The sequence below is a fragment of the Reyranella sp. genome (assembly GCF_004297265.1).
In the GTDB taxonomy this organism is placed as follows: domain Bacteria; phylum Pseudomonadota; class Alphaproteobacteria; order Reyranellales; family Reyranellaceae; genus Reyranella.
The window spans coordinates 1-24,199 of the sequence record NZ_SCUT01000003.1; the positions used below are offsets into that span (position 1 = coordinate 1).

At 66.5% G+C, this 24,199-nt stretch carries 27 protein-coding genes and 3 pseudogenes; 8 read left to right on the forward strand and 22 right to left on the reverse strand.

What is annotated here, in order from left to right:
• Positions 1 to 187, reverse strand: a pseudogene (locus tag EPO41_RS00245) (protein translocase subunit SecD); the annotation flags it as partial.
• Positions 188 to 283: 96 nt separating this feature from the next.
• Between EPO41_RS00245 and EPO41_RS00250 the strand changes: the two are divergent.
• Positions 284 to 733: a hypothetical protein gene (locus tag EPO41_RS00250; RefSeq protein WP_296319033.1), complete on the forward strand. Its 450-nt coding sequence runs from the start codon at positions 284 to 286 to the stop codon at positions 731 to 733.
• Positions 734 to 815: 82 nt separating this feature from the next.
• Here the strand turns inward: EPO41_RS00250 and EPO41_RS00255 are convergent, their stop codons facing one another.
• The 7 genes from EPO41_RS00255 to EPO41_RS00285 form a co-directional block, all read right to left on the reverse strand.
• Positions 816 to 3,326: a cation-translocating P-type ATPase gene (locus tag EPO41_RS00255; RefSeq protein WP_296319535.1), complete on the reverse strand. Its 2,511-nt coding sequence runs from the start codon at positions 3,324 to 3,326 to the stop codon at positions 816 to 818.
• 18 nt (positions 3,327 to 3,344) lie between these two features.
• Positions 3,345 to 4,451 (reverse strand): SbmA/BacA-like family transporter, encoded by a 1,107-nt coding sequence (locus EPO41_RS00260; protein WP_296319034.1) that lies wholly within the window; start codon positions 4,449 to 4,451, stop codon positions 3,345 to 3,347.
• On the reverse strand, positions 4,451 to 5,395 hold the full coding sequence (gene glk, locus EPO41_RS00265) for a glucokinase (RefSeq protein WP_296319036.1): 945 nt from the start codon (positions 5,393 to 5,395) through the stop codon (positions 4,451 to 4,453). Before glk ends, EPO41_RS00260 begins: the two co-directional genes overlap by 1 nt.
• Complete coding sequence (locus EPO41_RS00270; RefSeq protein WP_296319039.1) at positions 5,392 to 6,777, reverse strand: GH1 family beta-glucosidase; 1,386 nt, start codon at positions 6,775 to 6,777, stop codon at positions 5,392 to 5,394. Before EPO41_RS00270 ends, glk begins: the two co-directional genes overlap by 4 nt.
• Before the next feature lie 15 nt (positions 6,778 to 6,792).
• Positions 6,793 to 7,866: a zinc-binding dehydrogenase gene (locus tag EPO41_RS00275; protein ID WP_296319041.1), complete on the reverse strand. Its 1,074-nt coding sequence runs from the start codon at positions 7,864 to 7,866 to the stop codon at positions 6,793 to 6,795.
• A 61-nt stretch (positions 7,867 to 7,927) separates the two neighbouring features.
• On the reverse strand, positions 7,928 to 10,321 hold the full coding sequence (gene ppsA / locus EPO41_RS00280) for a phosphoenolpyruvate synthase (protein WP_296319042.1): 2,394 nt from the start codon (positions 10,319 to 10,321) through the stop codon (positions 7,928 to 7,930).
• A 5-nt stretch (positions 10,322 to 10,326) separates the two neighbouring features.
• The gene (locus EPO41_RS00285; RefSeq protein WP_296319044.1) at positions 10,327 to 10,602 is read right to left on the reverse strand and encodes a hypothetical protein; all 276 of its coding nucleotides are present in this window, start codon (positions 10,600 to 10,602) and stop codon (positions 10,327 to 10,329) included.
• Positions 10,603 to 10,634: 32 nt separating this feature from the next.
• Here EPO41_RS00285 and EPO41_RS00290 point away from each other — a divergent pair, with 32 nt between their 5' ends.
• The gene (locus EPO41_RS00290; protein ID WP_296319046.1) at positions 10,635 to 11,378 is read left to right on the forward strand and encodes a tetratricopeptide repeat protein; all 744 of its coding nucleotides are present in this window, start codon (positions 10,635 to 10,637) and stop codon (positions 11,376 to 11,378) included.
• On the opposite strand, the gene EPO41_RS00295 is transcribed toward EPO41_RS00290, so the two are convergent.
• Positions 11,379 to 11,960: a DUF308 domain-containing protein gene (locus EPO41_RS00295; protein ID WP_296319048.1), complete on the reverse strand. Its 582-nt coding sequence runs from the start codon at positions 11,958 to 11,960 to the stop codon at positions 11,379 to 11,381.
• Positions 11,961 to 12,162: 202 nt separating this feature from the next.
• Here EPO41_RS00295 and EPO41_RS00300 point away from each other — a divergent pair, with 202 nt between their 5' ends.
• Positions 12,163 to 12,426 carry a hypothetical protein gene (locus EPO41_RS00300; protein WP_296319050.1) on the forward strand — a complete coding sequence of 88 codons (264 nt, stop codon included), beginning with the start codon at positions 12,163 to 12,165 and terminating at the stop codon, positions 12,424 to 12,426.
• Positions 12,427 to 12,455: 29 nt separating this feature from the next.
• Positions 12,456 to 12,767 (forward strand): cytochrome c, encoded by a 312-nt coding sequence (locus EPO41_RS00305; protein WP_296319052.1) that lies wholly within the window; start codon positions 12,456 to 12,458, stop codon positions 12,765 to 12,767.
• Positions 12,768 to 12,797: 30 nt separating this feature from the next.
• Here EPO41_RS00305 and EPO41_RS00310 read toward each other — a convergent pair whose 3' ends face one another.
• A complete protein-coding gene (locus EPO41_RS00310; protein ID WP_296319054.1) occupies positions 12,798 to 13,157 on the reverse strand; it encodes a phasin family protein in 360 nt (119 codons plus the stop codon).
• 159 nt (positions 13,158 to 13,316) lie between these two features.
• Here EPO41_RS00310 and EPO41_RS00315 point away from each other — a divergent pair, with 159 nt between their 5' ends.
• On the forward strand, positions 13,317 to 13,796 hold the full coding sequence (locus EPO41_RS00315) for a DUF992 domain-containing protein (RefSeq protein ID WP_296319056.1): 480 nt from the start codon (positions 13,317 to 13,319) through the stop codon (positions 13,794 to 13,796).
• A 69-nt stretch (positions 13,797 to 13,865) separates the two neighbouring features.
• Here EPO41_RS00315 and EPO41_RS00320 read toward each other — a convergent pair whose 3' ends face one another.
• From EPO41_RS00320 to EPO41_RS00340, 5 genes and pseudogenes are all read right to left on the reverse strand, one after another.
• On the reverse strand, positions 13,866 to 14,690 hold the full coding sequence (locus tag EPO41_RS00320; protein WP_296319536.1) for an MBL fold metallo-hydrolase RNA specificity domain-containing protein: 825 nt from the start codon (positions 14,688 to 14,690) through the stop codon (positions 13,866 to 13,868).
• A gap of 185 nt (positions 14,691 to 14,875) precedes the next feature.
• Positions 14,876 to 15,466: pseudogene (locus tag EPO41_RS00325) on the reverse strand (MBL fold metallo-hydrolase); the annotation flags it as partial.
• Entirely contained in the window at positions 15,463 to 16,956 is a 1,494-nt protein-coding gene (locus EPO41_RS00330) for a thymidine phosphorylase family protein (protein ID WP_296319058.1), read from the reverse strand. The gene EPO41_RS00330 and the pseudogene EPO41_RS00325, both read right to left, overlap by 4 nt.
• Before the next feature lie 9 nt (positions 16,957 to 16,965).
• A complete protein-coding gene (locus EPO41_RS00335; RefSeq protein ID WP_296319060.1) occupies positions 16,966 to 17,226 on the reverse strand; it encodes a hypothetical protein in 261 nt (86 codons plus the stop codon).
• A 23-nt stretch (positions 17,227 to 17,249) separates the two neighbouring features.
• A complete protein-coding gene (locus EPO41_RS00340) occupies positions 17,250 to 17,585 on the reverse strand; it encodes a DUF883 C-terminal domain-containing protein (protein WP_296319062.1) in 336 nt (111 codons plus the stop codon).
• Positions 17,586 to 17,682: 97 nt separating this feature from the next.
• On the opposite strand from EPO41_RS00340, the gene EPO41_RS00345 reads away from it, so the two are divergent.
• The 3 genes from EPO41_RS00345 to EPO41_RS00355 all read left to right on the forward strand — a co-directional run bounded on the left by EPO41_RS00345 (position 17,683) and on the right by EPO41_RS00355 (position 18,535).
• A complete protein-coding gene (locus tag EPO41_RS00345; protein WP_296319064.1) occupies positions 17,683 to 17,883 on the forward strand; it encodes a hypothetical protein in 201 nt (66 codons plus the stop codon).
• Positions 17,884 to 17,946: 63 nt separating this feature from the next.
• Positions 17,947 to 18,360 (forward strand): translational machinery protein, encoded by a 414-nt coding sequence (locus EPO41_RS00350; protein ID WP_296319065.1) that lies wholly within the window; start codon positions 17,947 to 17,949, stop codon positions 18,358 to 18,360.
• A 25-nt stretch (positions 18,361 to 18,385) separates the two neighbouring features.
• Entirely contained in the window at positions 18,386 to 18,535 is a 150-nt protein-coding gene (locus EPO41_RS00355) for a hypothetical protein (protein ID WP_296319067.1), read from the forward strand.
• 78 nt (positions 18,536 to 18,613) lie between these two features.
• Here the strand turns inward: EPO41_RS00355 and EPO41_RS00360 are convergent, their stop codons facing one another.
• The 7 genes and pseudogenes from EPO41_RS00360 to hemN form a co-directional block, all read right to left on the reverse strand.
• Positions 18,614 to 19,294 carry a helix-turn-helix domain-containing protein gene (locus EPO41_RS00360; protein WP_296319069.1) on the reverse strand — a complete coding sequence of 227 codons (681 nt, stop codon included), beginning with the start codon at positions 19,292 to 19,294 and terminating at the stop codon, positions 18,614 to 18,616.
• Positions 19,295 to 19,381: 87 nt separating this feature from the next.
• The gene (locus EPO41_RS00365) at positions 19,382 to 20,344 is read right to left on the reverse strand and encodes an ABC transporter transmembrane domain-containing protein (protein WP_296319071.1); all 963 of its coding nucleotides are present in this window, start codon (positions 20,342 to 20,344) and stop codon (positions 19,382 to 19,384) included.
• A gap of 13 nt (positions 20,345 to 20,357) precedes the next feature.
• Positions 20,358 to 20,729: a response regulator gene (locus EPO41_RS00370; protein WP_296319073.1), complete on the reverse strand. Its 372-nt coding sequence runs from the start codon at positions 20,727 to 20,729 to the stop codon at positions 20,358 to 20,360.
• 50 nt (positions 20,730 to 20,779) lie between these two features.
• A complete protein-coding gene (gene fixJ / locus EPO41_RS00375) occupies positions 20,780 to 21,391 on the reverse strand; it encodes a response regulator FixJ (RefSeq protein WP_296319076.1) in 612 nt (203 codons plus the stop codon).
• Positions 21,384 to 22,511: pseudogene (locus EPO41_RS00380) on the reverse strand (PAS domain S-box protein); the annotation flags it as partial. The gene fixJ and the pseudogene EPO41_RS00380, both read right to left, overlap by 8 nt.
• A gap of 103 nt (positions 22,512 to 22,614) precedes the next feature.
• On the reverse strand, positions 22,615 to 22,830 hold the full coding sequence (locus tag EPO41_RS00385; RefSeq protein WP_296319079.1) for a hypothetical protein: 216 nt from the start codon (positions 22,828 to 22,830) through the stop codon (positions 22,615 to 22,617).
• Between the two features lie 13 nt (positions 22,831 to 22,843).
• Positions 22,844 to 24,187, reverse strand: coding sequence for an oxygen-independent coproporphyrinogen III oxidase (gene hemN, locus EPO41_RS00390; protein ID WP_296319080.1), 1,344 nt, complete (start codon positions 24,185 to 24,187; stop codon positions 22,844 to 22,846).
• Positions 24,188 to 24,199: the final 12 nt, after the last annotated feature.

Below are 24,199 nucleotides of genomic sequence, written 5' to 3' on the forward strand. Positions count from 1 at the left end.
GGTCGGCTTCCAGCAGGAAATGCGCACCGCCGCGCAGGTCGAGACCGAGATTGATGCGGCTGTTCGCATACCAGTGCGGCATGTGATCCAGCACGCTGGCCGGCAGCAGATTCGGCAGCGACAGCAGCAGAGCCAGCAGGGTGATGGCCACGATGCCGATTCTCTGCCAGCGGGGGAGCTTGAGCATGCGACGCGTATATCGATGCACCGCATAGGAAATCCATATGGGTCTCGGGTTTGTCGCGGGCCTGGCGACTTTCCCTTACGGAATTCATATAAAGCGATGCCACTCCCCTTCTGGATTTCCTATGCGCAGGATGCCCACGATTGGCCGGTGCGAAGCCTTTCCGAGGACGATGTCCGGCGAATCGGCGCTCAGTTGAAGCGCTGGTCGCAGCGGCCGATCACCGAGACCAATGTTCGGGCACTGGGGATGTCCGCCGTGTTCAGCGTGACGATGCTCGTCGCGGCCCGACATGCGCCACAGCCTGCCGCCACCGTCTGGATACTGTCCGTGATGTCCGCCGTCATGCTGGGATCGCTGCACTTCATGTCATTGGCCGTGCTGCGCGGCCTCCTGCGTGCGGGCATTCCCGAAGCACGGGACGCCATTGATGCCGTGCGCGATCCGCGCCGCATCTCCGCCTTCGACATGTCGATGACCTGGCTGCTGGTGGCTGGTTTGGTCCGCTACTTCTGGCTGGCCCAGGCCGCGCCCTCGGCAGTACCCTAGCAGATCGATCCACGTGACGGATTCCATGGTCTGGACGATCCACCGAAGGCGATGAGCGTCCGAAGGCGCCCAGTTCCGTGGTCTAGCTGCGCAGGCTCTGCCGCCACCATGGCTTGAGCGCCTCGAGACAGAGGACCATGCCGACGGCGGCGGCCAGCGATACGCCGAGATCGTCGACATGCAGCGCGCCGAACTGGAAGAGAGCCATCGCAGGCGGCCAGGTGAGGGCCACCGACAACACCGCGGCGACGAGCGAGAGAAGGAACCAGAGGAAGACGTTCGGGCGGCGCAGCGCCACGGCCAATGACGACGAGAAGGAGCGATTCACCACGATCAGCCCGACGTTGATCAGGACGAGCGACGTGAACATGAGGGCCCGCAACTCGTCGGTCGGCATGTCGCGCCGGATCCCCACCAGCAGCACGATGGCGAGGGCGGTGAGCGCCAGGGCACCCTGCAACACGCTGAAGACCATCATCGGGGGCGACAGCAACCGGCTGTCCGCGGCCCGCGGCGGCCGCTGCATCAGGTCGCGCTCTTCCGACTCCGCCTCGAAGGCGATCGAGCAGACGGGATCGATCACCATCTCGAGGAGCGCAATGTGCACGGGACTGAGCATGAACGGCAGGCCGAACAGCAAGGGCAGCAGCGCCAGGCCGGCGATCGGTACGTGCACCGCCACGATGTAGGCACTCGCCTTCCTGAGATTATCGTAGATGCGACGCCCCAGGCGGATCGTCCGCACGATCGAGCCGAAATCGTCGTCGAGGAGGACGATAGAGGAAGCCTCTCGCGCGACGTCCGTGCCGCGACCTCCCATCGCCACGCCGATGTGAGCGGCCCTGAGCGCCGGCGCATCGTTCACCCCGTCGCCCGTCATCGCCACGACCTCGCCGTCGGCCTTCAGCGCCTGCACGAGGCGGAGCTTCTGCTCCGGCATGATGCGGGCGAAAACGTTGGTCGTGCGGATGGACTCCCGAAGGGCGGCATCGCTCAGGGCCTCCAGGGCAGGCCCATCGATTGTCTGAGCGGCATCGAGCCCCGCCCGCTCGGCGATCGCACGCGCCGTCGCCGGGTAGTCCCCGGTGATCATGACGACCCTGATCTGCGCCGAGCGGCATTCGCCAATCGCCGCCGGCACGTTCTCCCGCAGCGGATCGGCGAATCCCACCAGGCCGAGGAATTCGAGAGCGAAGCCCGTCTGCGTGTCCGGCAAGGGCCCGTCTGGCGCCCATCCCCGCGCGACACCCAGCACGCGCATGCCTTCGATGGCCATGTCCTCGACCGCGCGATGCAGCCAAGCCTGCCCCGCCGCGTCGAGACGGCAGAGCGCTCCAACGGCCTCGGGCGCCCCCTTCGTCGCCACGTACCGGCCACCCTGCTCATCCTGCCAGACATGGCTCATGGCCAGCAGAGTTGGCTCGAGACCGTATCGGCGCAGGAGCGTGCCGGCGGCCGTACTGCCGGCCTGGACGGCAATGGCCCTTTCCATCGGGTCGGACGGCTCGGGCGAACTGGCGCGCCGGGCGGCTTCGATCAGGGCGGCCGCCTCTGCGCCGGGCCCCCCTTGTCCGGTCCGCCAGGTCATCCCGAGCGTGCGGACTTCCGCCAGGGTCATGCGGTTCTGGGTCATCGTGCCCGTCTTGTCGGAGCACAGGACCGTCGCGGCCCCCAGCATCTCGATGGCGGAGGCGCGACGCGTCAGGACCCGCACGCGCGACAGCCGCCACGCGCCCATGACCATGAAGGCGGTGAGCACGAGGGGAAACTCTTCCGGCAAGAGCGACATGCCGAGTGCGATGCCGCCCAGCACGGCCTGCAGCCAGTCGTCCTGTGTCAGGCCGATGATGAGGACGACGGCCACGGTGGCGATGGCTCCCACCGCCGCGAAGATCCGCACGAGCCGACGGGTTTCCACCTGGAGCCGCGGCGGCTCCGGGGAGATCGCCTTCAGCGACTGCCCGATGCGGCCGAGTTCGCTGTTGGGACCGGTCGCGCGCACCACGGCAATGCCCTCGCCGTGTACGGCCAGAGTTCCCGAATAAAGGTACGGAGTGTTCTCACCACCGGGGCGCGCCATGGCGGCCCCCGCGTCACCCGCGCTCTTGCCGACGGGAACCGATTCACCGGTGAGCAGCGATTCGTCGACGACGAGGCTGCTGGCCGACACGACGGCCGCGTCGGCGGGAATGCGGTCGCCTTCGAGCACCACGATCGTGTCGCCGCGCACGACCTCCCGCCCCGGGATGCGTCGCCGCTCGCCGTCGCGGATGACCAACGCGCGCGGGCTCGCCTGGTCGCGCAAGGCCGCGAGCACGCGCTCGCTGCGGGTTTCCTGCACGACCGTTATCAGAACGGACAGCGTGGCAAAGGCGAGCAGTACGATCGCCTCACCGAGATCGCCGAGCAGCAGGTAGATGACGCCTGCCGCCAGCAGCAGCGAGAACATCGGTTCTTTCAGCACATCGGCGACGATGCGCAGGATGCCCCGGCCGTCGCCCGTGGGCAGTTCGTTGAACCCTTCGTCCCGCAAGCGCGCTTGTGCGTCCGCCTGCGAGAGGCCCGCCTGCCACGAAGCCCCCGTCGTCTCCATCTCAGGTCGGGACAAAGATCATCTCCCGGACGCAGCCTCCGTCGCCGCGGGCCGGCGCGGTGCGCCCAGCTGGTCGACCGCCAGCAGCAGGACGCCCACCCGGCTGGCCGATGACGCCCATTCCGCCAGACGCGGATAGTTGTCGACCAGCCAGTTGAACGCAATCTGTACGGCCGCGAACGCGGCCGCGGCCTGCGTTACCTCGCCGAGCGACAGGGAGCCGTCAATGTACTTGGGCACGGACAGGATCAGGCCGATGATGGGCGCCAGCAGCGTATTGCCGGACGATACCAGCGTCGTCCGCACGTGCTGGCCGCACAGCAATCGCCAGTTTCTGATCACTTCGTCCAGCGCGAAGCTCACCGGCCCCGCCTGCGCGCCGGCACTCGCGGCACCGACCGGCGACGTACGAAGCCGGGCGACCGCGAACTTCAGCTCCGATTCGGCCTGGTTCTTCCGTTCGATGACATGTGCCATGCGGCGCCCGACCAACACCATGGCTCCCGTCGTGAGCATGGCGTAGACGATGCTGGCGAACACCAGGTAACCCGGCAATTCCAGGCCGAGGCGTGCAGGCCCGATGGCGATCGCGCCGCCCACCGTCCACAGGACCACGACGAACGTCGCGGCCGTCAGCACCGACGCGAGCAGGCCGGTCACGAGGTCTATCGGGGCGTCGGTGGCAATGCGCGCGTCCTCGGCGATGCGGTACTCCGCGAGCTGGGGTTCATCGCTCCCGGCCTCCAGACGCCGGTAGTTGCCGTTCTCGAGCCACAACCCGACCAGGTGCGCGGTGAGCCAGCCGCGCCACCGCCGCTGGAAGGTCATGCGAGCCCAGACGGCGAAGGCGGCGAGGAAAATGCTGCAGGCGGCAAGACCGGGCAACAGATAGGTCTGGTGGCGGATCCCGGTGCCATTGCGCTTCTCCAACGCATCGAAGAAGTCACGATTCCAGATGTTCAGCCGGTACTGGACCAGAAGCTGCGCCACGACACAGAGAATCAGCAAGGCGATCAGGGTCCACGGCACCCACGATCCCTTGCCGCGACCGAATCCCAGAGCGCTGCGCCAGAAGCGCCGCAGAGGCCTCGGGCCGACGGCCGACACGCCATCGTCCGTCCTCATCAGGATCCCCGCGCCGCCAGCGCCGCCAGGCCGAGAAAGGTTGGCTCCGGCCGAACGATGACGGCGGTGGGAATCTGCTCGACATATCCAGCGAACCGGCCTTTCGCGGCGAATCGCGCGCGGAACGACGAACTCCGAAGAAGCGGGACGATGTGAGGCGCGATCCCTCCGCCGATCAGCACCCCGCCGCGGGCGGCGAAGGTGAGCGCCATGTCGCCCGCGAACGATCCCAGGACGCCACAGAACAGATCGAGCGCGGCTGCATGGCGTGGCGCCGTGCCGTACAGGGCGCCCCGGACGATGTCCTCCGGCGTTGGCGATCCCGGATCGTGGCCGTCCTGCGTCGCGAGCGTCGCGTCGAGGTTCACCAGTCCTGCCCCCGACAGGACGCGCTCGGCGGAGACATGGCCAAAGCGCGCACGCAACATCTCCAGGATCGCGGCGTCACCCGCCTCGCTCGCCGCGAGCGTCGCGTGCCCGGCTTCGCTGGCCACGACCCGCGGAGTCGTGCCGGGAAGATAACAGGAAATGCCGAGGCCAGTACCCGGCGCGATGACCGCCACCGGTTGATCCTGCAGGGCGCTGCCATCGCCGATCGCGACCACGTCGTCGGCGCCGAAACGCGGCACGGCCCAGGCCAGGGCCTCGAGATCGTTGACCAGGCCGACCGACCGGAGATGGAGCGCCTGCCGGAGGCCTTCGGCGTCGAGTATCCAGGGCGCGTTGGTGAGTTTGCAGCGGTGCCCCGAGACGGGCCCGGCCGCGGCAATCACCGCGCGGTCCACGACGGCGCCCTCCGCCTGTCCGTTGAGGAAGTGATGCACGGCATCCTGCATGCTGGCATAGGCGCCGGTGCGCAGCGATTCGATCGGCCCCAGCCGCCCGTCCGTGAGCAAGGCGAAGCGGGTGCGCGTTCCTCCGACGTCGGCGAGGAGGCAACTCACGGCACGCTGCCTCGCACCTGGGCTGCGATGGTCGCCCTGTACCAACGGGCCGAGGCCTTGGGGATGCGGCGCTGCGTGGGATAGTCCACGCGGACGAGGCCGAAGCGGTTGGCGTACCCCGCGCCCCATTCGAAATTGTCGAGCAGCGACCACACGAAATAGCCCCGCACGTCGGCGCCCAGCATGACGGCCTCTTCGAGTGCATCTATGTAGCACGAGAGATAGGCGATGCGCTCGACGTCGTCCACGACGCCCGTTGCATCCCCGGTCTCCTCCGCGCCGGCGCCGTTCTCCGTCACGTAGATCGGCAGCCGATAGCGGTCGCAGGCGTCGAGCAACGTGTCCCTGAAGGCTTCGGGATCGATCTGCCATCCGATCGGTGACCGCGGGACGCCGGCCGGCGCGTCGCTCCAGGCGAACCCCAGGCGCGATGTGGCGTCGGCCCTGGCATAGATCGGCGAATAGTGATTGATGCCGAGCCAGTCGATGGGACGCCGGATCCGCTCCATGTCGCCTTCCTGGACGAATGGCGCGATGCGCCCGGCGAGCGCCTGAGGATAGGTGCCGCGAACCTGCGGATCCGCAAAGGCCCTGTTCCAGTATTCGTCCAGCAAGGCGGCCGCCGCTCGGTCCTGGTCCGTCGGATCGACAGGGCGCACCGGCTGCATGTTGCAGATGGTTCCGAGTGACGCGCCGGGAAGATAGGCCCGAAGCACATCGATCGCCGCGCCATGCGCCAGGTTCACATGATGGATCGCGGCATGGTGCTGCGACGGATCGTCGACTGCGGGGGGATGCCAGCGGAAAGCGTAGCCGAAGAGCGTGAAGACGCCCGGCTCGTTGAAGGTCGCAAATCGCTTCACACGGTCGCCCAGCCGGCTCGCCATCAGTCGGGTGTAGTCCGCGAACCAGCTCACGCTGTCGCGGTGGGCCCAGCCACCGCGATCCTGCAACGCCTGCGGCAGGTCCCAATGGTACAGACAGACCCAGGGTTCGATCCCCGCGGCGAGCAGCCCGTCGACAAGCCGGTCGTAGAAGGCGATCCCGGCCTCATTCACGGCACCCCGCCCTTCCGGCAACACGCGCGGCCAGGCAATCGAGAAACGATAGGCGCCGACACCAAGGTCGCGCATCAGGGCGATGTCTTCGCCGTAGCGATGGTAGTGATCGCAGGCGTCGTCGCCGGTGTCACCGTTGGCGATCCTGCCGGGCTCATGGGAAAAGCCGTCCCAGACGCTGGGACCGCGGCCATCCTCTCGTGCCGCACCTTCGATCTGATATGACGACGTTGAGACGCCCCATATGAAGTCGGGACGCAACAGGCGTCGGCCCGGCACCGAGGGCACGGTACGGCCATCGAATCCGGAAGGAAGACTGACCATCTCGGGTCCTTCTTGTCAGGGGGTGAGGGCGACCTTCAGGACCCCATCGCGCTGATGGGAGAAGAGATCGTAGGCCTGCTCGATCTCGGCGAGCTTGAAGCGGTGCGTCACCAGCGCGCTCAAGTCGGCCCTTCCCGCCGCGATCACGTTCATCAGCCGCCGCATGCGCTCCTTGCCACCCGGACAGAGCGAGGTGACGATCTTGTTGTCGCCCAGGCCTGCCGTGAACGCGTCGAGTGGAATGCGCAAGTCGGACGAGTAGACGCCGAGACTCGACAGCGTGCCGCCCGGCCGCAGCACGCGAAGCGCGTTCTCGAAGGTCTGCTGCGTTCCCAGTGCCTCGATCGCGACATCGACACCGCGGCCTGCCGTGAGTTCGCGGATCGCCGTCACGGGATCGCCCTTCCTGAAATCGACAACATGGTCGATCCCCAGCTTGCGGGCGACCGCCAGCCGCTCCGGCACGGTATCGACGCCGATCACCGTGGTGGCGCCCATCAACCGCGCGCCGACCGCCGCGCAGAGGCCGATCGGCCCCAGTGCGAACACCGCCACGATGTCGCCGATCCGGACGCTGCCGCCTTCGGCACCGGCGAAGCCGGTCGACATGATGTCGGGGCACATCAGCACCTGCTCGTCGGTGAGATTTGCCGGCACCGGCGCGAGATTGGTCATTGCATCCGGCACCAGCACGAACTCCGCCTGGCAGCCGTCGATCGTGTTGCCGAAGCGCCAGCCGCCCGCCGGTTTGAAGCCATGCCGCGTCCCCGGTCCGTCCTGCGAATGCGCGCCGCAGAGGCAGGCGTAGCTGTGACCGCTCGGCGTGATGGCGCCCGCGATCACGCGCTGGCCTTCCCTGTATCCCGTGACCTGCGATCCCAGCTTCTCGATGATACCGACCGGCTCATGCCCGACGATCAATCCCTTGGCGACCGGATATTCCCCGCGAAGGATGTGCACGTCGGTGCCGCAGATCGTCGTTGTGCTGATCCGCACCAGCGCATCCATTGGACCGACATCGGGCACCGGTCGGGATTCGAGGACAATCCGGCCCGGCTCGGCAAAGACTGCCGCCATCATCTTTGGCATGGCTTCCTCCGTTGTTCAAAACCACGCTAGGCGCGCCGGAACGTCGGGGAATTGATATGCCTCAAGCCTCCGCGCGAAACACGACGTCCATGGTCTGCGCGACGCTCTCGGGATTGACGCTTATCGAGTCGATGCCAAGCTTGGCAAGGAAGGATGCGACCTCGGGATAGCTGGCCGGTGCCTCGCCGCAAATGCCGACATGACGTCCGTTGCGGTGAGCGCCTTCGATTGCCAGCCGCAGCATCTCCAGCACTCCCGGATCGCGTTCGTCGAATTCGAACGAGACCATGTCCGAATCCCGGTCGACGCCCAGGACCAGCTGGGTCAGATCGTTCGAGCCGATCGAGAATCCGTCGAACAGCCGGGAGAACGCATCGATCTGGATGACGTTGTTCGGGATCTCGCACATCACGTAGACCTCCAGACCCTTCTCGCCGCGCTTCAATCCGTTCCTCGCGAGAGCGGCGATGACCCGTTCCGCCTCGTCCACCCGGCGGCAGAACGGCACCATGATCCGCACATTCTCCAGGCCCATGTCCTCGCGAACGCGCCGCAGCGCGGCGCATTCCAGGGCGAAGCCCTCCGCATAGGCGGGATGGGTGTATCGGCTGGCGCCGCGGAAACCCAGCATCGGGTTCTCCTCCCGGGGTTCAAATCCGCTTCCACCCAGCAGCTTGGCGTATTCGTTCGTCTTGAAGTCCGACAGCCGCACGATGACGGGCTTGGGATAGAAGGCCGCACCGATCGTGCCGATGCCTTCCGAAAGACGCTCGATGAAGAAGTTCTTCGGATCGTCGAAGTGGCGGGTGAGCTGCGCGATCTGCGCGCGATCGGCGGGATCGGTCACCTTTTCCGGACAGGCCAGCGCCATCGGATGAACCCCGATGTGCTGATTGATGATGAACTCCATCCGCGCCAGGCCGACGCCGTCGTTCGGTCGCATCGCCGTTCGAAACGCAAGGTCCGGATTGCCCAGGTTCACCATCACGGGTGTGCGCGGGCTCGGCAGCTCCGCGACGTCCCTCGTGACGACCTCGATGGGTTGCTCGCCAGGATAGACGCGGCCGGTCTCGCCTTCGGCGCACGACACCGTCACCTGCGCGCCCCTCTCCAGCATCGTCGTCGCTCCCGCCGCGCCGACGATAGCCGGGATGCCGTGCTCACGCGCCACGATCGCGGCATGGCAGGTCCTCCCGCCGCGGTCGGTCACGATCGCGGCCGCCCTCTTCATCGCCGGTTCCCAATCGGGGCTGGTGGAGTTCGCCACAAGCACGCCACCCTGCGGGAAACCGGCCAGGTCCGCGGGACTCGACACGGGATACACCTTGCCGCTGGCCGCCCTTTCCCCAACCGCACGCCCCTCGATCAGCGGCGCGACCGTGCTTCGGACCCTGTAGGTCTCGATGAGCGAAGGCGAGCGTCTCGAAATCACCGTCTCGGGCCGTGCCTGGACGATGAACAGGGCTCCATCGGGACCGTCCTTCGCCCATTCGATATCCATCGCGCGCGGCTCGCCCGCCAATCGCGAGTAATGCTCCTCGATCCGCAGGGCGCAGCCGGTCAACTCCAGTACTTCGGCGTCGGTGATGCAGAAGCGGTCACGCTTGTCGGCCGGCGTCTCGACATAGAAGGTGGAACCGGCGTCGGCGTCCGTCCCGTAGACCAGCTGCTGCTGCTTCCCACCCAGGGACCGGCGGAGCACGCATCGCCTGCCGGCGAGGAAGGGGGGCTTGTGGACATGGAACTCGTCGGGGTCGACCTTGCCCTGCACGATGCTCTCGCCCAGTCCCCAGACGCCGGTCACCAGCACGACGTCGCGAAAGCCGCTTTCAGTATCGAGCGTGAACGCCACGCCGCTGGCCGCCAGGTCGGAACGCACCATCTTCATGATGCCGACGGAGAGACCGACCTTGAGGTGATCGAAGCCGTTGGCATTGCGATAGACGATCGCCCGGTCGGTGAATGCCGACGCAAAGCACCTGCGGCATGCCTCCTCGAGTTGAGTGACGCCCCGGACGTTGAGGAAGCTGTCATGCTGGCCGGCGAAGCTCGCCGCAGGCAGGTCTTCGGCCGTGGCGGAACTGCGGACGGCGACCGCGACCCGCGCGCCGTAGATCGCCTCGAGCTTCCGATAGTTCTCCACCAGCATCGTGCGGATCTGGTCCGTCCCCGTCGCGGCGTAGACGATCGCCCTGGCCTCGGCTGCTGCCACGGTCAGGCGCCTGACGTCATTCGCGCCGACTCCATCCAGCAACGCCGCCAGTTTCGGCCAGGCGCCGCTCGCAGCAAGCGCTTCGCGATACGCGTCCACCGTCAGGGCAAAGCCATCGGGTACCTTCACGCCCTGCCCGGACAGCGCCGAGACCATCTCTCCGAGCGATGCGTTCTTCCCGCCGACCGCAGCCACATCGGTCGAGCGGATATCCCGGAACCAGCGGACCATATTGGATGACATGGCCTTCACGCGTCCAGGACCGGATCGCACTGGACGCCGGCCGCACGCAGACCGGCCGCGTCGGAGAGGAAGAACAGACCGAGCAGGCGACGCAACATGTGTGCCCCTTCGCATCGCAGGATGCGAAGCAATCTAAGGCCGCGGTCGAGACCGTCCTTGATGTACGTCAAGACGAACCGCGCCACGCGGGGTTTCATCCAACGCGCGCAGGAGAACGAGGCAGCCGCGAGAGCCATCTTCCCGACTGCTGACCGAATTCCGTCCTGCTTGATCTGGATCATGTTCCGCCGGGCGGGCGCTGGTAGCCTTCGGCATGCTCAAGACATGGACCTTTCTGGCGATCCTGTCCGGCGTGCTCTGCACGGCGGTCGCCGAGGCACCGCGCGCGCAGGGCTATGAGGCATTCTACCGGAAGTGCTACGAGGACGCGGCATCCGACCAGGTGATCATCAGCTGCACGGCCGTCATCTCACGGGGGCTCGTCGACAAGAACGACTTGGCCACGGCGTACAAGAATCGTGGCGACGCCTACGATGACAAGGGCCAGTTCGGGCAGGCGTTGGAGGACTACGACCGGGCGGTCAGCACCAACCCGCTGGATGCGGAGGCGTTCAACAGCCGGGGCGCGACATACATCGCGCTGGAACGCTACCAGCGGGCCATCGAGGATTTCGACCAGGCGACAAGAATCAATCCTGCAAGTTCGGTGGCGTTTGGAAACCGGTGCTTCGCTAAGGCCATGCTGGGAGAACTCGAACAGGCCCTGTCGGACTGCAACGAGGCCCTTCGCATCAAGCCGAAGTATCCGGGCGCCCATGCGTCTCGCGCGATCGCCTATCTGAAGCTGAAGCGCTACGACGACGCCATCGCGGACTACACGACGCTCCTGAAGAGTCAGCCCGACAATCCCTACGCACTGTTCGGCCGTGGCGTGGCCAGGCGCATGAAGGGAGATGCGCGGGGCGGCGATGGTGACGTCGCGGCGGCGGCATCCATCAAGCCAGACATTGCCGAACACATGGCCAGGCTCGGGATCGTGCTTCGGGATCCCGGATAACTAAGGCGTCGGCCGGCCGAGCCAATAGCCTACGCACACGAGCAGGCTCCCAACCGCCGCCGCGAACCATCCGATCAACCACAGCAAGGCTTCTGCCTGCAGGTTCGGCCATGAGGCCAATGCCAGGCCGAACAGAAGCGCGGCCAATCCGTCGAACACCAGTATCCAATGGCCGTCGACTGCCTTGCGCAGCTCGAGCGCGGCCCATACTTGCATCACACCGGTCACGATCGCCCAGATGGAAATGATCCCGACCAGGTGTGCGGATACTGCGTCGATTGCCAGAAGCGTGCTGCCGGCACAGGCCAGCCCGGCCAATCCGATCAAGCCCAGCCAGAGACGCGGCGCACCGCTCCTGCCGCCGACCGCGGCCGTAAGGGCGAGAACGCCATCGACAAGCGAGTAGCCGCCCCACAGCATCGCCAGACCGGTTATGGTGAGCTTGGGCCAGAAGAAGACGAGGAATGCAAAGAGCAGCGCCGCGATGCCCCGTAGCAACAGCAGCCTGCCGTAGTCGGATGCCACGGCCTCGAAGGGCTCTCGAGCGCGGCCTGCGATGCCCTGTCCCGGCAGGTTGTTCATGAAGCACCTTCCAGAGAGAATGCAGCCGACGACACCGGCCGCCGCCAAGGCTAGGCTGGGAGCAGTTGGCGCGCAAACGCCGTGCGGGGCGCGACCCAGATCAAGTCACCCGGGGCACAGGAAGCTGTTGCCGTGTGTTTGATCTGGAGCAAGTCCGGCGACGAGGAATCCAGTAAAGTCAGTGTCGAAGGCAGGCGGGGGAATGGAAATGGGCTCCGGACGGGCATTGATCACCCTGTGGCTGGTCGGCAGCGCCATGTCGTGGATTGGCTGGATGCTCTTCGTTCGCATGTCGTGCGTCCAGCAGGTCGATGGGCGTCTGTTGTGCCAGACGGAGCGTACATGGCTGGCCTTCCTGTCGCGCTCGGCGAGGGATCCCCTCGAGGTCGCCTTGATCGGATTGATACCAGCGCTGTTGGTGCTGTTCGTCGGCATCGCGCTCTTCCGGGCAACGCGCCGCTCCTGAGTTTGCCTGACCGTAACGACCTTTGGATCATGGAGAAGTCGATGAACCGGATGATCGCACCGCTGCTCGCCCTGCTGCCGCTCCCGGCGATGGCGCAGGCTCCCGGCTATGGAGCGGCCTTGGCCGAACGCTGGTGCATGGCCTGCCACATCGTCGAGCCCGCGCCGAGGACCGCCAGCGCAAATGGTATCCCGAGCTTCTCCGCCATTGCGGCCAAGCCCACGACCAACGCCGCGCAGCTCAAGGCCTATCTTTCGACAGGGCACACGCGCATGCCCGACTTCTCCCTCAGCAACCGCGAGAGTCAGGCTCTGGTAGATTATATCCTGAGCCTTCGATGATCCGCGTGAACGACGGGCTCGCGAGGTAACCTATCCCAGAAGCTGGGTCGTCTGCTGGGCCTCGGGCGTCGCGCCGGAAAGGGTCACGCTGGCGACCAACTCGGCCAGACGCTTGGCTTCCTTGGAATAGTCTTCGGCGGCGCGAACGCTCCAGGCGCTCTGCGCCTGCCAGACGCTCGCGGCGTCGCGTGCGGACAGCAGCGTCAGCCAGGTCGAGAAATTGTCCTTGAGGCGACGCTCGGCAAATTGCGAAACCTCACTCTGCCACGCCGCGCCGGCGGCAGCCCATTCCTCAAAGGAGTCGGCACAGGTCGACAGCGCCGAGTTCCACATGTTGCCCGCCGGCAGTGACTCCACGCTCGGCAGCTTGTCCGTATGCATGTCGCTCATCTCACCCTCCGCATCCAGCGCACACTGTAGGCGCATACGGAGTACGGGCCGTTGATCTGCATCAACACCCAGGAGCTTGACGCAGATCAACGCTTCGTCAAAGCCGCCGTCCTATCTTCAAGTCCGCGGAACCCTTTCCGCCTCCCCAGGAGACAATCGATGAACATGTATGCTGCAGCCCTCACGGCGGCGCTCTCCATTCTTCCCCTCGGTCTTGCGGCGCAAGCGCAGACGCCTCCCAAAGGCGTGAACGTCGGTTCGCTGACCTGCACGGTTGCCGGTGGCGTCGGATTCGTGTTCGGGTCTTCGAAGGATCTCGATTGCATCCTCGCCAAGACCGACGGCACCGCCGACCACTACACGGGTACCATCAAGAAGTACGGCGTCGATCTCGGCTTCACCAAGCAGGGACACGTCGTGTGGCTGGTCTTCGCCCCCGGCCAGGTCGCGAAGGGTGCCCTCGCGGGCGACTATGTCGGACCGACCGCCAGTGCCTCGGTCGGCGTCGGCGCGGGCGCCAACGTCCTGATCGGCGGCGGCAACAAGCAGGTCAGTCTGCAACCGGTCAGCGTCGAGGGCAATGTGGGCCTGAACGTCGCCGGCGGACTGGCCGAGGTCACGCTCAAGGCCGCCAAGTAGACACCGGGCGAATTCGAGGCAGGATGCGTCCGGGCGGTTCCGGACGCGTCCTGTTTCCGCCCTCGGCTCCTATCGGCCGCTGTTGCCCAGCACGCGGCGCAGCTGTTGCAGGAGCCGGTGCCGGGCGGCGTCGTCAGGCGCGGCCTGCAGGGCTCCACGTATATCCAGAAGCATCTGCGCATAGTCATTGTGCCAATCGCGCCGCGCGTTTGCAGCCTCGGGCGAGAGGCGCGGCATCCCGTTCGCCTCGGGCGTCGCCATCCAGCGCCCGTCGCGATGGGCCAACACGAAATTCTCGTCGAGGGTCGGCGCGACGATGCTGCGTCGGTCGACTCCGGCCGCCGCAAGAGCGTCGGAGAGACCATCGATCCCTTCCGGCTCCCCGTGCACGATCATGAGGGAGCCGAGACCGTCCAGCATCGGCTTGCACCAGGCGACCAGTTCCTCGCGATCGGCATGACCTGAATACGAGTCGATCGACCGGATGCGCGCCCTGACGCCTATCTCCTCGCCATGGATGCGCACCTGCGCGGCACCGCCGCGGATCAGCGCCCCCAGCGTGCCGGGCGCCTGGTATCCGACGAAGAGGATGGTGGAATCCGTGCGCCAGAGATTATCCTTGAGGTGATGCTTGACCCTTCCGGCATCGCACATGCCGGAACCGGCGAGGATGATCGCGCCGCCATGGATACGCCCGATCGCACGGCTCTGATCGACGGTCTCGCTCAACCGGAACTCGCCGCCGCTGAACGCATGTCCGCCCTCCGACCGGCTGAGCGAGGAACGATGGGTCCGGAACACTTCGGTGGTGCGGCCGGCCAGCGGCGAATCGAGGAAGACCTGCGCGCCCTGCAGCTTCCCGCCGCGCTTGAGCTCCGCGATATCCTCCAGGATTTCCTGCGTACGCTCGACCGCGAAGACCGTACGACGACATTGCCGCCGGCGGCCAGGGCGGTCTCCAGTTCGCGGCCCAGGACGGCCCTGCGGCCGGCCTCGGAGATGGGTTCGCGGGAACGGTTGCCATAGGTGGACTCGACCAACGCCACATCGGCGCGCCCGGGCCGCGCGGGATCGGGCTGCAGGGCCTTGTCGAGGGGGCCGACATCGCCGGAGAAGACGAGCCGCAGCGGGCGCGGTGCCGCGTCGACCTCGATCTCGATGAAGGCGCTGCCGAGAATGTGGCCAGCATTGCGCATGCGGGCCCGCACGCCGGGCAGCGGTTCGAACCAGCGATCGTAGGGTTGCGCGTCGATGAAGGAGAGCGACGCCTCGGCGTCCGCCCTCGTGTAGATCGGCACGACCTCGGGCTCGGCCCGGCGGGCGTTGCGGCGGTTCAGGCGCTCGACGTCGTATTCCTGGATGGCGCCCGCGTCGGGCAGTAGCCAGCGAAGCAGGTCGCGCGTCGCTTCGGTGGCGAACGCCCGGCCCTGGAATCCTGCGAGGGTCAGCTTGGGAAACAGGCCGCTGTGGTCGATATGGGCATGCGTGAACAGAACGGCGGCGATCTCCGCCGGCGCGAAAGGAAAGGCCCGATAGTTCAGGGCGCGCAACGATTTCGGCCCCTGGAACATGCCGCAATCGACGAGGAGTGCTCCGTGCGGCGTCACCAGGCGGTGGCAGGATCCCGTGACGGTGCCGGCGGCGCCGTGGATATGCAACGAGAGGGTCATGCGCGTCGTCCGATGGTCATGCCGTCCCCGGCGGCGGCGAGCTGGGTCGCGAAGCGGAAGTCGGCCTCGAAGGCGGCATGGATCCTGTAGAGCGGCTCGTCCCGCTGCACGGGATCGCCGATCCGCTTGAACAGGTCCACGCCCGCCCCCTTGTCCATCGGCGCGCCGGCGAGGCGGGCAATTCGCGCCAGGCGCAGGCAATCGATCGCCGTCACGACCCCGTCGTGGGCGGCCGCCACGTCATGCGTCAGGGTCCCGAGGGTGACCTGCTGCGGGGGCGCCCCCTGCGCCGCCATCAGCCGCCGCATCTTCGCAAGTGCCGCGCCGCTGTGCAGCAGTTCGCGCGCCCGCACGATGCCCTGGCCGCCGCGCAGCGCCGGGTCGAACTCGAGCACATGGCCAGCCAGGAGGACGGCACGGTCTTCCAGGTCGCGCGGCGCATCGGGATGCCGCTCCAGCACCCGCATGACGTCGCGGGCCTCGAGCCACGGGCCGATGCCGCGGCCGATCGGCTGGCTGCCGTCGGTCGCAACGACCGTCGTACTGATTCCGATCTGGTCGGACACGTACTCGAAGAGCTTTCGCAACCGGACGAAGCGCTCGCGGTCCCGCAATTTCGCCGTCGGTCCGACCGGCAGATCGAGGACGAGATGGGTGGCGCCGGCCGCCAGCTTCTTCGACAGGATCGAGGAGACCATCTGCTCGGGCGTGTCGATCGCCAGCGGCCGCTCGACCGAGATCAGCACATCGTCCGCCGGAGACAGGTTGGCATGGCCTCCCCACACCAGACAGCCACGCTCGGCCGCCACGATCTCGTGCATCTCGTCCGAGCCGACATCGACCCTTGCCAGCACCTCCATCGTATCGGCGGTGCCTGCCGGTGATGTGATCGCGCGCGACGACGTCTTGGGAATGGTAAGGCCATGCGCTGCCACGATCGGCACGACGATCATCGAGGTCCGATTGCCCGGGATACCGCCGATGCAGTGCTTGTCGACCACCATGTCGCTGCCCCACGACAGGCGACCTCCGACGGCCGCCATGGCCCGGGTCATCGAAAGGACCTCCGGTGCCGTCGTGAAGCGCGCGCTGGCGATCAGGAAGGCGGCGATCTCCATCTTGGAATAGCGATGCGCGGCAAGGTCGCGCGCGATCTCCTGGTAGGCGGCCGGGTCGAGTTCGGCGCCGTCGATCTTGGCGCGCACATGGTCGAGGCTGGGCGGCGGTCCGGCCTGCGCAATCTCCACACGCGTTCCCGCCGGAAGGCCGAGCTGACGGTAGGCGAGTTCGGACAGGCCGAGTTCGTCCCTCGCCATGATCGCCTCGTCATCGACGATGTTCAGGGTGGCGACGATGCGGCGGCCGCCGCCCCAGATCTCGATCCGGGCGAGGGCAACGAATTCCTGGGCGCGATAATGCTCGCAGTGGCGGGCAAGATAGGCGACGGTTTCCTGGCAGGCGTCGATCCCGAGCTTCCGGACTTTGAGCATCAAGCCAGTCTAGCGACGGCGCATCTGCACGACGAGCGCCGAGATGAGTCCCGCCACCAGGTAGAAGCAGCCGACGATCAGGGGCGCATAGACATCGCCGACCGATGCGACGATGGCGCGATAGGCCGACAGGGTCAGGAAGGCGAGGCTGACGGCCAGCAGCACGCCGACCACGAGATAGCCGGCCACGGTGACCGCGAGTCGCCGCCCCGAGGCGACGAGGACGCCTGCGCCCAGGGTCGCCGCCGACCGCGCGAGGGCGACCAGCAAGGCTCCAGTTTCCGAGGCCATGCTCACTTGCGCCGCATGAGAAGCGCCAGCACGAAGCCGGCAGCCGTTGCCACCCCGAGAGCGGTGAGCGGCTTCCTCCGGACGATGTCGGCAAGCCCTTCCTGCCCCGCATCCACCGCTGCCGCCGCTCCCTTGGCCTTGTCGACCCATTCGTCGGCCAGCAGAGCCGCACGCGCCAGTAGTTCCCGCGCCGCTTCGGCCGCTGCCGTGGCCGCTTCCGTGCCCTCGCTCCTCGCAGCGCGGGCAATCGCCGCGGATGCCTGATCGAGATGCTCGCGCAGGGCCGCCGCCTCCGTCCCGAGGTAGCCAAACCTGTCCTTGGAAGCACATGTGGTCATGAAAAGTCCCCTTTGCGGGGAAAGATCGGCGTCGAAACTGCGGTCCGCCTTGACCTGCATCAAGGCGTAGCACCGCGTCACAAACATAATAATGTGCGTGCGTACGTTCGTCTTCCGCTGCCCGACCACGGGCTACAATGTCCAGGGCCGCTACGAAGAAAGCAACGGCCCCCTGCCCGCGTTCGTCGGACAGCACTGCCTCGCTTGCAACGGGTTGCACGTCGTGGATCCACGGACGGGAAAAGGAATGAGCGAACTGCGCGCCGTCGCCACGCGCCGCCAGTCGTCCGACGATTGACCTGAATCAACGCATCGCCGCGGGCGCCGACGCAGGATATCCACATCGTTATCGGGAGAAACCATGACCCACAGTCACGCCATCGTCTGGATGGACAGCAAGGAAGCCCACGTGTTCCGGTTCAACGTCGACGATGTGGAACGCGAGAACATCAAGGCCCACAGCCCGTTCCGCAAGGTGCACCACAAGGCGGGCGTCATCGGCGCAGGCCATGCGGCTCTCGACCTGAGTTTCCTCGACCATATCGTCGACGCCCTGCGCGGCACCCAGGAATGGCTTCTGGTCGGCCCGGCGCAGGCCAAGCAGGAACTCGTCCGGCACCTCGACAAGCATCTGCCGCACGTCAAGGCAATGCTCGTCGGCGTCGAGCCGATGGACCATCTGACCGATGGGGAGCTACTCGCCTATGCACGACGGTCTTTCAAGGCCATCGATCGCCTGCGCCCCAACGCGCCGATCGGCGCCGTTCCGCACTGATTATCATGGAGCCAGGGAGAGTTCGATGACCGATATCCCGATCTACTTCCTGTTGCTCGCCTGCGGCTCGTTCATGCTGCTGGGCATTTCCGCGGCCTCTGCAACCGCGCAGTACCTGCGGTCGCAGCAAGCACAGGCCGTCGTCGTCACCGTGAAGAGTTCTGTCAATCGCTGACGACACATCTGCGCGGGCAGGTCGCTTGTGCGGGAACGGCGGGGCGACAGGTCGCTCCGCGATTTCCGGTCGTCAGGATCAGGCGTCCAGCTTGCGCAAGGCGGCCATGTTGCAGAGATCGACTGAACGGCTGCCGGCCTGCAGGCGGATAAGGCCCTGGCGCGCGAAGCAGGTCAGCGTCCGCGACACCGTCTCGATCGTGAGACCGAGATGGTCGGCAATGTCGGAGCGCTGCATCGGCAACTCGACATGCTCGTCGTCACTGGAGATGCGCTTGGCCATGTCCAGCAGGAAGGTCGCGATCTTCTCCTGGGCGGTCTTGCGACCGAGCAGAAGCATGTGGTCCTGGGCGCGGCCGAGACACTTCATCATGGAAGCGAGAACCTGGTTGGCGAAGGCCGGATCGGCAGCCGTCAGTTCGGCGAGGCGCGAGCGGCGGAAGGCCACGAGGGTGGCATCGCCCAGCGCTTCGGCGGTGAAGCGGTATTCGGCGCCGGCTTCAAGACCGAAGACGTCGCCCGGAAGGTGGAAGGCATCGATCTGCCGGCGACCGTCGCTCAGCAGCTTGCAGGTCCGGATCGAGCCGGAAACCACCTTGTAGAAATAATCGGCCGGATCGCCCTCGGCGAACAGCTCCTCGCCCTTCGCCAGCATCCGCGGCTGGCCGGCCGTCGGGGTACCCGCAGGCTGCATGTTGGCAGCTCCACGCAAGGCGATGGCAGCAGGAATACGGGCGGAAATCGCTGAATTCGTATGCATGGCTGGCTCCCGGCTGAGTGTTTCTGACGGGCACAGGGATAGGGCCCGGGGGGCCGGCCGACCATTTGGGTCTTGAACTAAGGGATTCTACGTAGGCTGGTGGTCGCCCGCCGGGGTCGCCAGATCCTCGAGGACACCCGCGAACAGCCGGTATTTGACCCCGACGACGGCCAGTTCGCGGGCCCAGTTCACGATGTCGCCCCACGGATCGTTGAGCCTGCCGAGCCCCGCCACCACCGCGACGACGGTTCCCACCTCAATCGTTCCCTGCAGAACCTGCCAGCCGCCGAAACCAAGCGCGGAGGCGACGGCCAGGTGATGCATCATGTTCATCAACAGGTTCATCGTGAACTTGATCCTATAGATGCCCATGTTGAGTGTGAACACGCGCTCGATTGGGTCCCGCGTCCAACCCCACCCGATGCGTCCGTCCGAGCCTCCGCGCCCGGAGATGCGGCTCACCAGCCCGCCGCTTATGCCGCGCTTGACCAGTATGCGCGACTGAGCGCGCCGGTTGATGGCACGCTGCAGAAAAGGAACGAAAAGGGCCTGCGGCAGGAAGAACGCGAGGCCGAGAAGCGCCATGCGCCAGTCGAGATAGAGCATGTAGACGATGACGCTCGCCAGCACGCCGCCCTGCAGCAGCGGTTCGGACAGGCTTACGCCGGTGAAGCTGCCGATCGGTTCGGCCTCCTCGAGCACCATGGAAATCTCGACGCCGGCTTCCTCGCCGCTGACGTCCCGTGTGGCCCGGTCGGCATATACTCCGACCAAGCTGCGCAGGCGGCGCACCGAATCCTCGGCGACCCATCCGCGATAGACGTTGAGACAGAGCTTCAGGCTCTGCTCGGAGAGCACGACGCCGACATAGGCGGCGGCCAGCCACAGCACGGTCTCGAAGGCGCCGCGGTCCACCAGGACGTTGATCACCCGGCGCTGCAGCTCCAAGGGAGCCGCACTCAGCAGGAAGACGAGGACCGACAGGATCGCGAGGGCCGCCTGATGGCGCCCCGACGAATGGAGCACGAAGCCGAGGATCGTCGAAGGCATCGGCCCATGGCCGTCAGGGCCCCGCATCCAGGACTCGCCTGATGCTGCCGGCCAGATCGGAAAGCGGTTTCTCCAGTACATCACTGATCCCCAGGCTTGAGGCCCGGGCTAGCAGGGAGCGGGTCACCCGGCCGCTGATCAGAAGGATCGGCAGGGTAACGCCCCGGCTCCGCAGCCGCTCCACGAGTTCGAGCCCGTCGATCTCGGGCATTCGGTAGTCGATGACGAGGCATCCGCCGGCCGGCAGGTCGTTCTCGGCCAGCAGGGCTTCCGGAGTGGCAAACAGCCGAACACTGAAGCCCTCCATCTCGAGCGAGAACTTGAGCGCATTGCGCACGGCAGCATCGTCATCGACGAGCAGAATGACATGGGGAGCCTTCGACATGCAGCAACGTCGCCCACGGCGGCCGGTGCCGCGTTGATCCAGCGCAAATTCTAGGATTCTCCCTCGGCCATGAGGACCATGCGCACCAGTTCGGAGAGGCTGTCGGCCTGCATCTTGGTCATCACGTTGGCGCGATAGACTTCGACCGTGCGGGCGCTGATGCCGAGGTCGTAGGCGATCACCTTGTTCGCCTTGCCGGCCGCGAGCCCGCTCAGCACGTCGCGTTCCCGACTGGACAGGGCGTCGAGCCGCTTGCGGATCGCCACCATGCGGTCCTCGCGCTCGCGGTTGCGCGAATGGCTGTCGAGGGCCGATCTGATCGCCGAGAGAAGGGTTTCGTCGTCGAACGGCTTCTCGATGAAGTCGACGGCGCCGGCCTTCATGGCCTCCACCGCCATGGGCACGTCGCCATGGCCGGTCATCACGATCACGGGAAAGCCCGCCTTCAACTCGAGAAGTCGGCGCTGCAGTTCCAGCCCGTCCATCTCCGGCATGCGGATATCGGTGACCACGCACCCCGGCTGGGCGTCCGGCAGGACCTTCAGGAAGGCGATCGCGGACTCATGCACGCGCACGGCAAGGCCCGCCGTGCTCAGCAGGAACGCAAGCGACTGCCGAACATCGACATCGTCGTCGATCACGTGAACGACCTGGCTAGGCATCCTCCGTCTCCCGGTCGTCCGCGGCCGCCCGCAGGGTGAAGTGGAAGATCGTGCCGCCCTCCGCAGGCGAGTCCACCCAGATCTTTCCGCCATGCGCCTCGACGATCGTGCGGCAGATCGAAAGGCCGAGGCCCATGCCCTTTCGCTTGGTCGTGACGAAGGGCTGGAAAAGCTGCTTCGCCACCTCCGGCGCGAGGCCCGCCCCGGTGTCCGCGACGGTCACCTCGATCTGGTCGTCCGGTTCCGCCGATGTGGCGATGTCGAGCCGGCGGACCGCGCCTCCCTCGCTCATCACCTCTATGGCATTGCGCATCAGGTTGACGAGCACCTGCTGGATTTGAATTCGGTCCGCCAGGACGAGATCGGCGGCGGGATCGAGCCTGAACGTGACGAGAATTCCATGCTCCCTCGCGCCGACGAGCGCGAGTGTGCTGGCATCCTCGATCAGCTTGGGAAGACTCTCGATCCGCCGCTCGCTTTCGCCGCGGGCCACGAATTCGCGCAGGCGACGAATGATCTGCCCGGCCCGTAAAGCCTGGTCGGCGGCCTTGGAGACCGCGTCGCGGAGCATCTCGACCTTCTCGCCCTCCATGCGTTCGAGCAGGCGGCGCGAGCCCTTGAGATAGTTGCTGATGGCCGTCAGCGGCTGGTTGATCTCGTGTGCGAGCGTCGAGGCCATCTCGCCCAGCGCGGTGAACCGCGACATGTGGGTCACTTCCGATTGCAGCTCCTTCAGCCGGTCCTCGGTGAGCTGCTGGTCGGTCAGGTCGCGGATGAAGCCGGTGAAGTGGTGGCGGTCGCCGGTGCGGAGTTCGCCCACCGTGAGATGCATCGGGAACGTCGTTCCGTCCTTGCGCTGACCCACCACAATGCGGCCGATGCCGATGATCCGGCGCTCGCCGGTCTCAAGATAGCGCCCGATGTAGGCATCGTGCTGTTCGCGATAGGGCGACGGCATCAGGAGGCTGACATTGCGGCCGCACGCTTCGTCGGCCTCGTAGCCGAACAGGCGCTCCGCGGTCGTGCTGAGCGACTCGATACGGCCCTGCTCGTCGATGATGATCATGGCGTCGGGCACGGTCTGCAGGATGGACCGCAGGCGTGCTTCCGCCGCCTCGAGCGCAAGCGCGATCGACGTTTCGCTCATCGGGACATCCGGCTCATCGGCGCATCACCATGACGGGTGACTTATAGCACGCACCCAAGTGCCGGGGTCATCTCATTCAGGGTCGGATGAAGGCGAGCGGCGCATCCTCGTCGAGATTGTCGATGGCCGCCGTCAACTCCGCCGCGATGTCGTCGATCGGCCGGCCCGACCGGAAGATGCGGATGGCCTCGGAGAGCAGGCAGCGCGCGACCACGTCGCCGGCTATGCCCTGCTTCGATGCCTCGGCCAGCGCCGCCTCGACGTGCCGGGAGACCATTTGGTAAGTGCTCATGAGAATTCCTTCTTCAGATGCCGCGGGAATGCCGGCCATCGACGTGGCCGAGATGGGCGTCGAACGCGGCGCAGACGAAGCGCAGCAGCGGGCGCCCGTGCTCGGTAACGTGCAGGGTCTCGCCATCACGCCAGACCAGCCCGTCGCTGACGAGCTTGGGAAGCCCGGCCACCTCGGAAAGGAACGATTCGGTCGACGCACCGTGACGGCGACAGACATCCCCGAGATCGACCGAGAAACTGCACATCAGCTTCTCGATGATCTCGCCCCGCAGCCGGTCCTCTCCCGCGAATTGCAGCCCCCGGACCGAGGCGAAGCATCCGGCCTCCATGTAAGTGCGATAGCGCGCCGGATCGGCCACGTTCTGGGTGTACCCGCGCGGCAGGCTGGAAATCGCCGAGGCGCCAAGACCGACGACCGACGGCTGGTCCACCACGACATATCCCTGGAAGCTGCGCCGCAGCCGGCCGCGGTCCGCGGCGGTGGCAAGCGGATCGCCCGGGCGTGCATAGTGGTCGAGCCCGATCCTCGTGTAGCCTCCCTCGACGAGGCGCTGCGCCACCAGCTCCGCCATGGCGGCACGGTCGGCTGCCCCTGGCAGGCTCTCCGCGTCGATCAGGCGCTGGCGGGCCTTCATCCAAGGCACGTGCGCATAGGCGAAGACGGCAAAGCGGTCCGGCGCCAGCTCGAGGGCGGCGTCGAGCGTGCGGGCGAGAGTCTCCGGCGTCTGCTTGGGCAGGCCGTAGACGAGATCGATGTTGACGCGGGCGATGCCGGCGGCGCGGATCCTTGCGATGGCGGAAGCCGTATCCTCCACTGACTGCAGCCGGTTAATCGCCTTCTGCACGTCCAGGTCGAAGTCCTGCACGCCGAGGCTCACGCGATCGACGCCTATTGCCTTCATCGTCGATACGAACTCGTCATCGCAGTAGCGAGGATCCACCTCCATCGAGGTTTCCGAGCCGCTGCGCCGGTCGAAGCGCCCGGCGAGCCGCTTCGCCACCTCGACGAGGTTCGCCGAACCGAGCTGGGACGGCGTGCCGCCGCCCCACTGGATCTGGCCGACCATCAGCCCGGGCACGGCTTCGGCGACGAGATCGATTTCCTTCGCCAGCGCGTGGGCATAAGCGCCGAGCGAATCCACGCGGTTCATCGCCGCCGTGTGACAGGCACAGTACCAGCACAGACGCGCGCAAAAGGGGACATGGAGATAGACCGTCGAGCAGGAGCGCTCGAGGTCGGCGAGCCAGGCCTTGTGCTGCACGGCTCCCACGGCGCCATGGAACTGCGCCGCCGTCGGATAGCTTGTATACCGGGGGACCGAGCGGTCGTACGAGGCGATGGTCTGGGCGTCCATCCGTGAAGGGCC

What these genes read in the sequence shown, in the direction of transcription:
- EPO41_RS00340 (WP_296319062.1), bottom strand. Translation starts at nt 17,585, where the DNA reads ATGACCACATGTGCTTCCAAGGACAGGTTTGGCTACCTCGGGACGGAG.
- EPO41_RS00295 (WP_296319048.1), bottom strand. Translation starts at nt 11,960, where the DNA reads ATGAACAACCTGCCGGGACAGGGCATCGCAGGCCGCGCTCGAGAGCCC.
- EPO41_RS00385 (WP_296319079.1), bottom strand. Translation starts at nt 22,830, where the DNA reads ATGAGCACTTACCAAATGGTCTCCCGGCACGTCGAGGCGGCGCTGGCC.
- EPO41_RS00310 (WP_296319054.1), bottom strand. Translation starts at nt 13,157, where the DNA reads ATGAGCGACATGCATACGGACAAGCTGCCGAGCGTGGAGTCACTGCCG.
- EPO41_RS00275 (WP_296319041.1), bottom strand. Translation starts at nt 7,866, where the DNA reads ATGCCAAAGATGATGGCGGCAGTCTTTGCCGAGCCGGGCCGGATTGTC.
- EPO41_RS00300 (WP_296319050.1), top strand. Translation starts at nt 12,163, where the DNA reads ATGGAAATGGGCTCCGGACGGGCATTGATCACCCTGTGGCTGGTCGGC.
- EPO41_RS00270 (WP_296319039.1), bottom strand. Translation starts at nt 6,777, where the DNA reads ATGGTCAGTCTTCCTTCCGGATTCGATGGCCGTACCGTGCCCTCGGTG.
- EPO41_RS00255 (WP_296319535.1), bottom strand. Translation starts at nt 3,326, where the DNA reads ATGGAGACGACGGGGGCTTCGTGGCAGGCGGGCCTCTCGCAGGCGGAC.
- EPO41_RS00360 (WP_296319069.1), bottom strand. Translation starts at nt 19,294, where the DNA reads ATGCATACGAATTCAGCGATTTCCGCCCGTATTCCTGCTGCCATCGCC.
- fixJ (WP_296319076.1), bottom strand. Translation starts at nt 21,391, where the DNA reads ATGCCTAGCCAGGTCGTTCACGTGATCGACGACGATGTCGATGTTCGG.
- EPO41_RS00370 (WP_296319073.1), bottom strand. Translation starts at nt 20,729, where the DNA reads ATGTCGAAGGCTCCCCATGTCATTCTGCTCGTCGATGACGATGCTGCC.
- ppsA (WP_296319042.1), bottom strand. Translation starts at nt 10,321, where the DNA reads ATGTCATCCAATATGGTCCGCTGGTTCCGGGATATCCGCTCGACCGAT.
- EPO41_RS00290 (WP_296319046.1), top strand. Translation starts at nt 10,635, where the DNA reads ATGCTCAAGACATGGACCTTTCTGGCGATCCTGTCCGGCGTGCTCTGC.
- EPO41_RS00365 (WP_296319071.1), bottom strand. Translation starts at nt 20,344, where the DNA reads ATGCCTTCGACGATCCTCGGCTTCGTGCTCCATTCGTCGGGGCGCCAT.
- EPO41_RS00260 (WP_296319034.1), bottom strand. Translation starts at nt 4,451, where the DNA reads ATGAGGACGGACGATGGCGTGTCGGCCGTCGGCCCGAGGCCTCTGCGG.
- EPO41_RS00305 (WP_296319052.1), top strand. Translation starts at nt 12,456, where the DNA reads ATGGAGAAGTCGATGAACCGGATGATCGCACCGCTGCTCGCCCTGCTG.
- EPO41_RS00355 (WP_296319067.1), top strand. Translation starts at nt 18,386, where the DNA reads ATGACCGATATCCCGATCTACTTCCTGTTGCTCGCCTGCGGCTCGTTC.
- EPO41_RS00285 (WP_296319044.1), bottom strand. Translation starts at nt 10,602, where the DNA reads ATGATCCAGATCAAGCAGGACGGAATTCGGTCAGCAGTCGGGAAGATG.
- hemN (WP_296319080.1), bottom strand. Translation starts at nt 24,187, where the DNA reads ATGGACGCCCAGACCATCGCCTCGTACGACCGCTCGGTCCCCCGGTAT.
- EPO41_RS00350 (WP_296319065.1), top strand. Translation starts at nt 17,947, where the DNA reads ATGACCCACAGTCACGCCATCGTCTGGATGGACAGCAAGGAAGCCCAC.
- EPO41_RS00250 (WP_296319033.1), top strand. Translation starts at nt 284, where the DNA reads ATGCCACTCCCCTTCTGGATTTCCTATGCGCAGGATGCCCACGATTGG.
- EPO41_RS00315 (WP_296319056.1), top strand. Translation starts at nt 13,317, where the DNA reads ATGAACATGTATGCTGCAGCCCTCACGGCGGCGCTCTCCATTCTTCCC.
- EPO41_RS00330 (WP_296319058.1), bottom strand. Translation starts at nt 16,956, where the DNA reads ATGCTCAAAGTCCGGAAGCTCGGGATCGACGCCTGCCAGGAAACCGTC.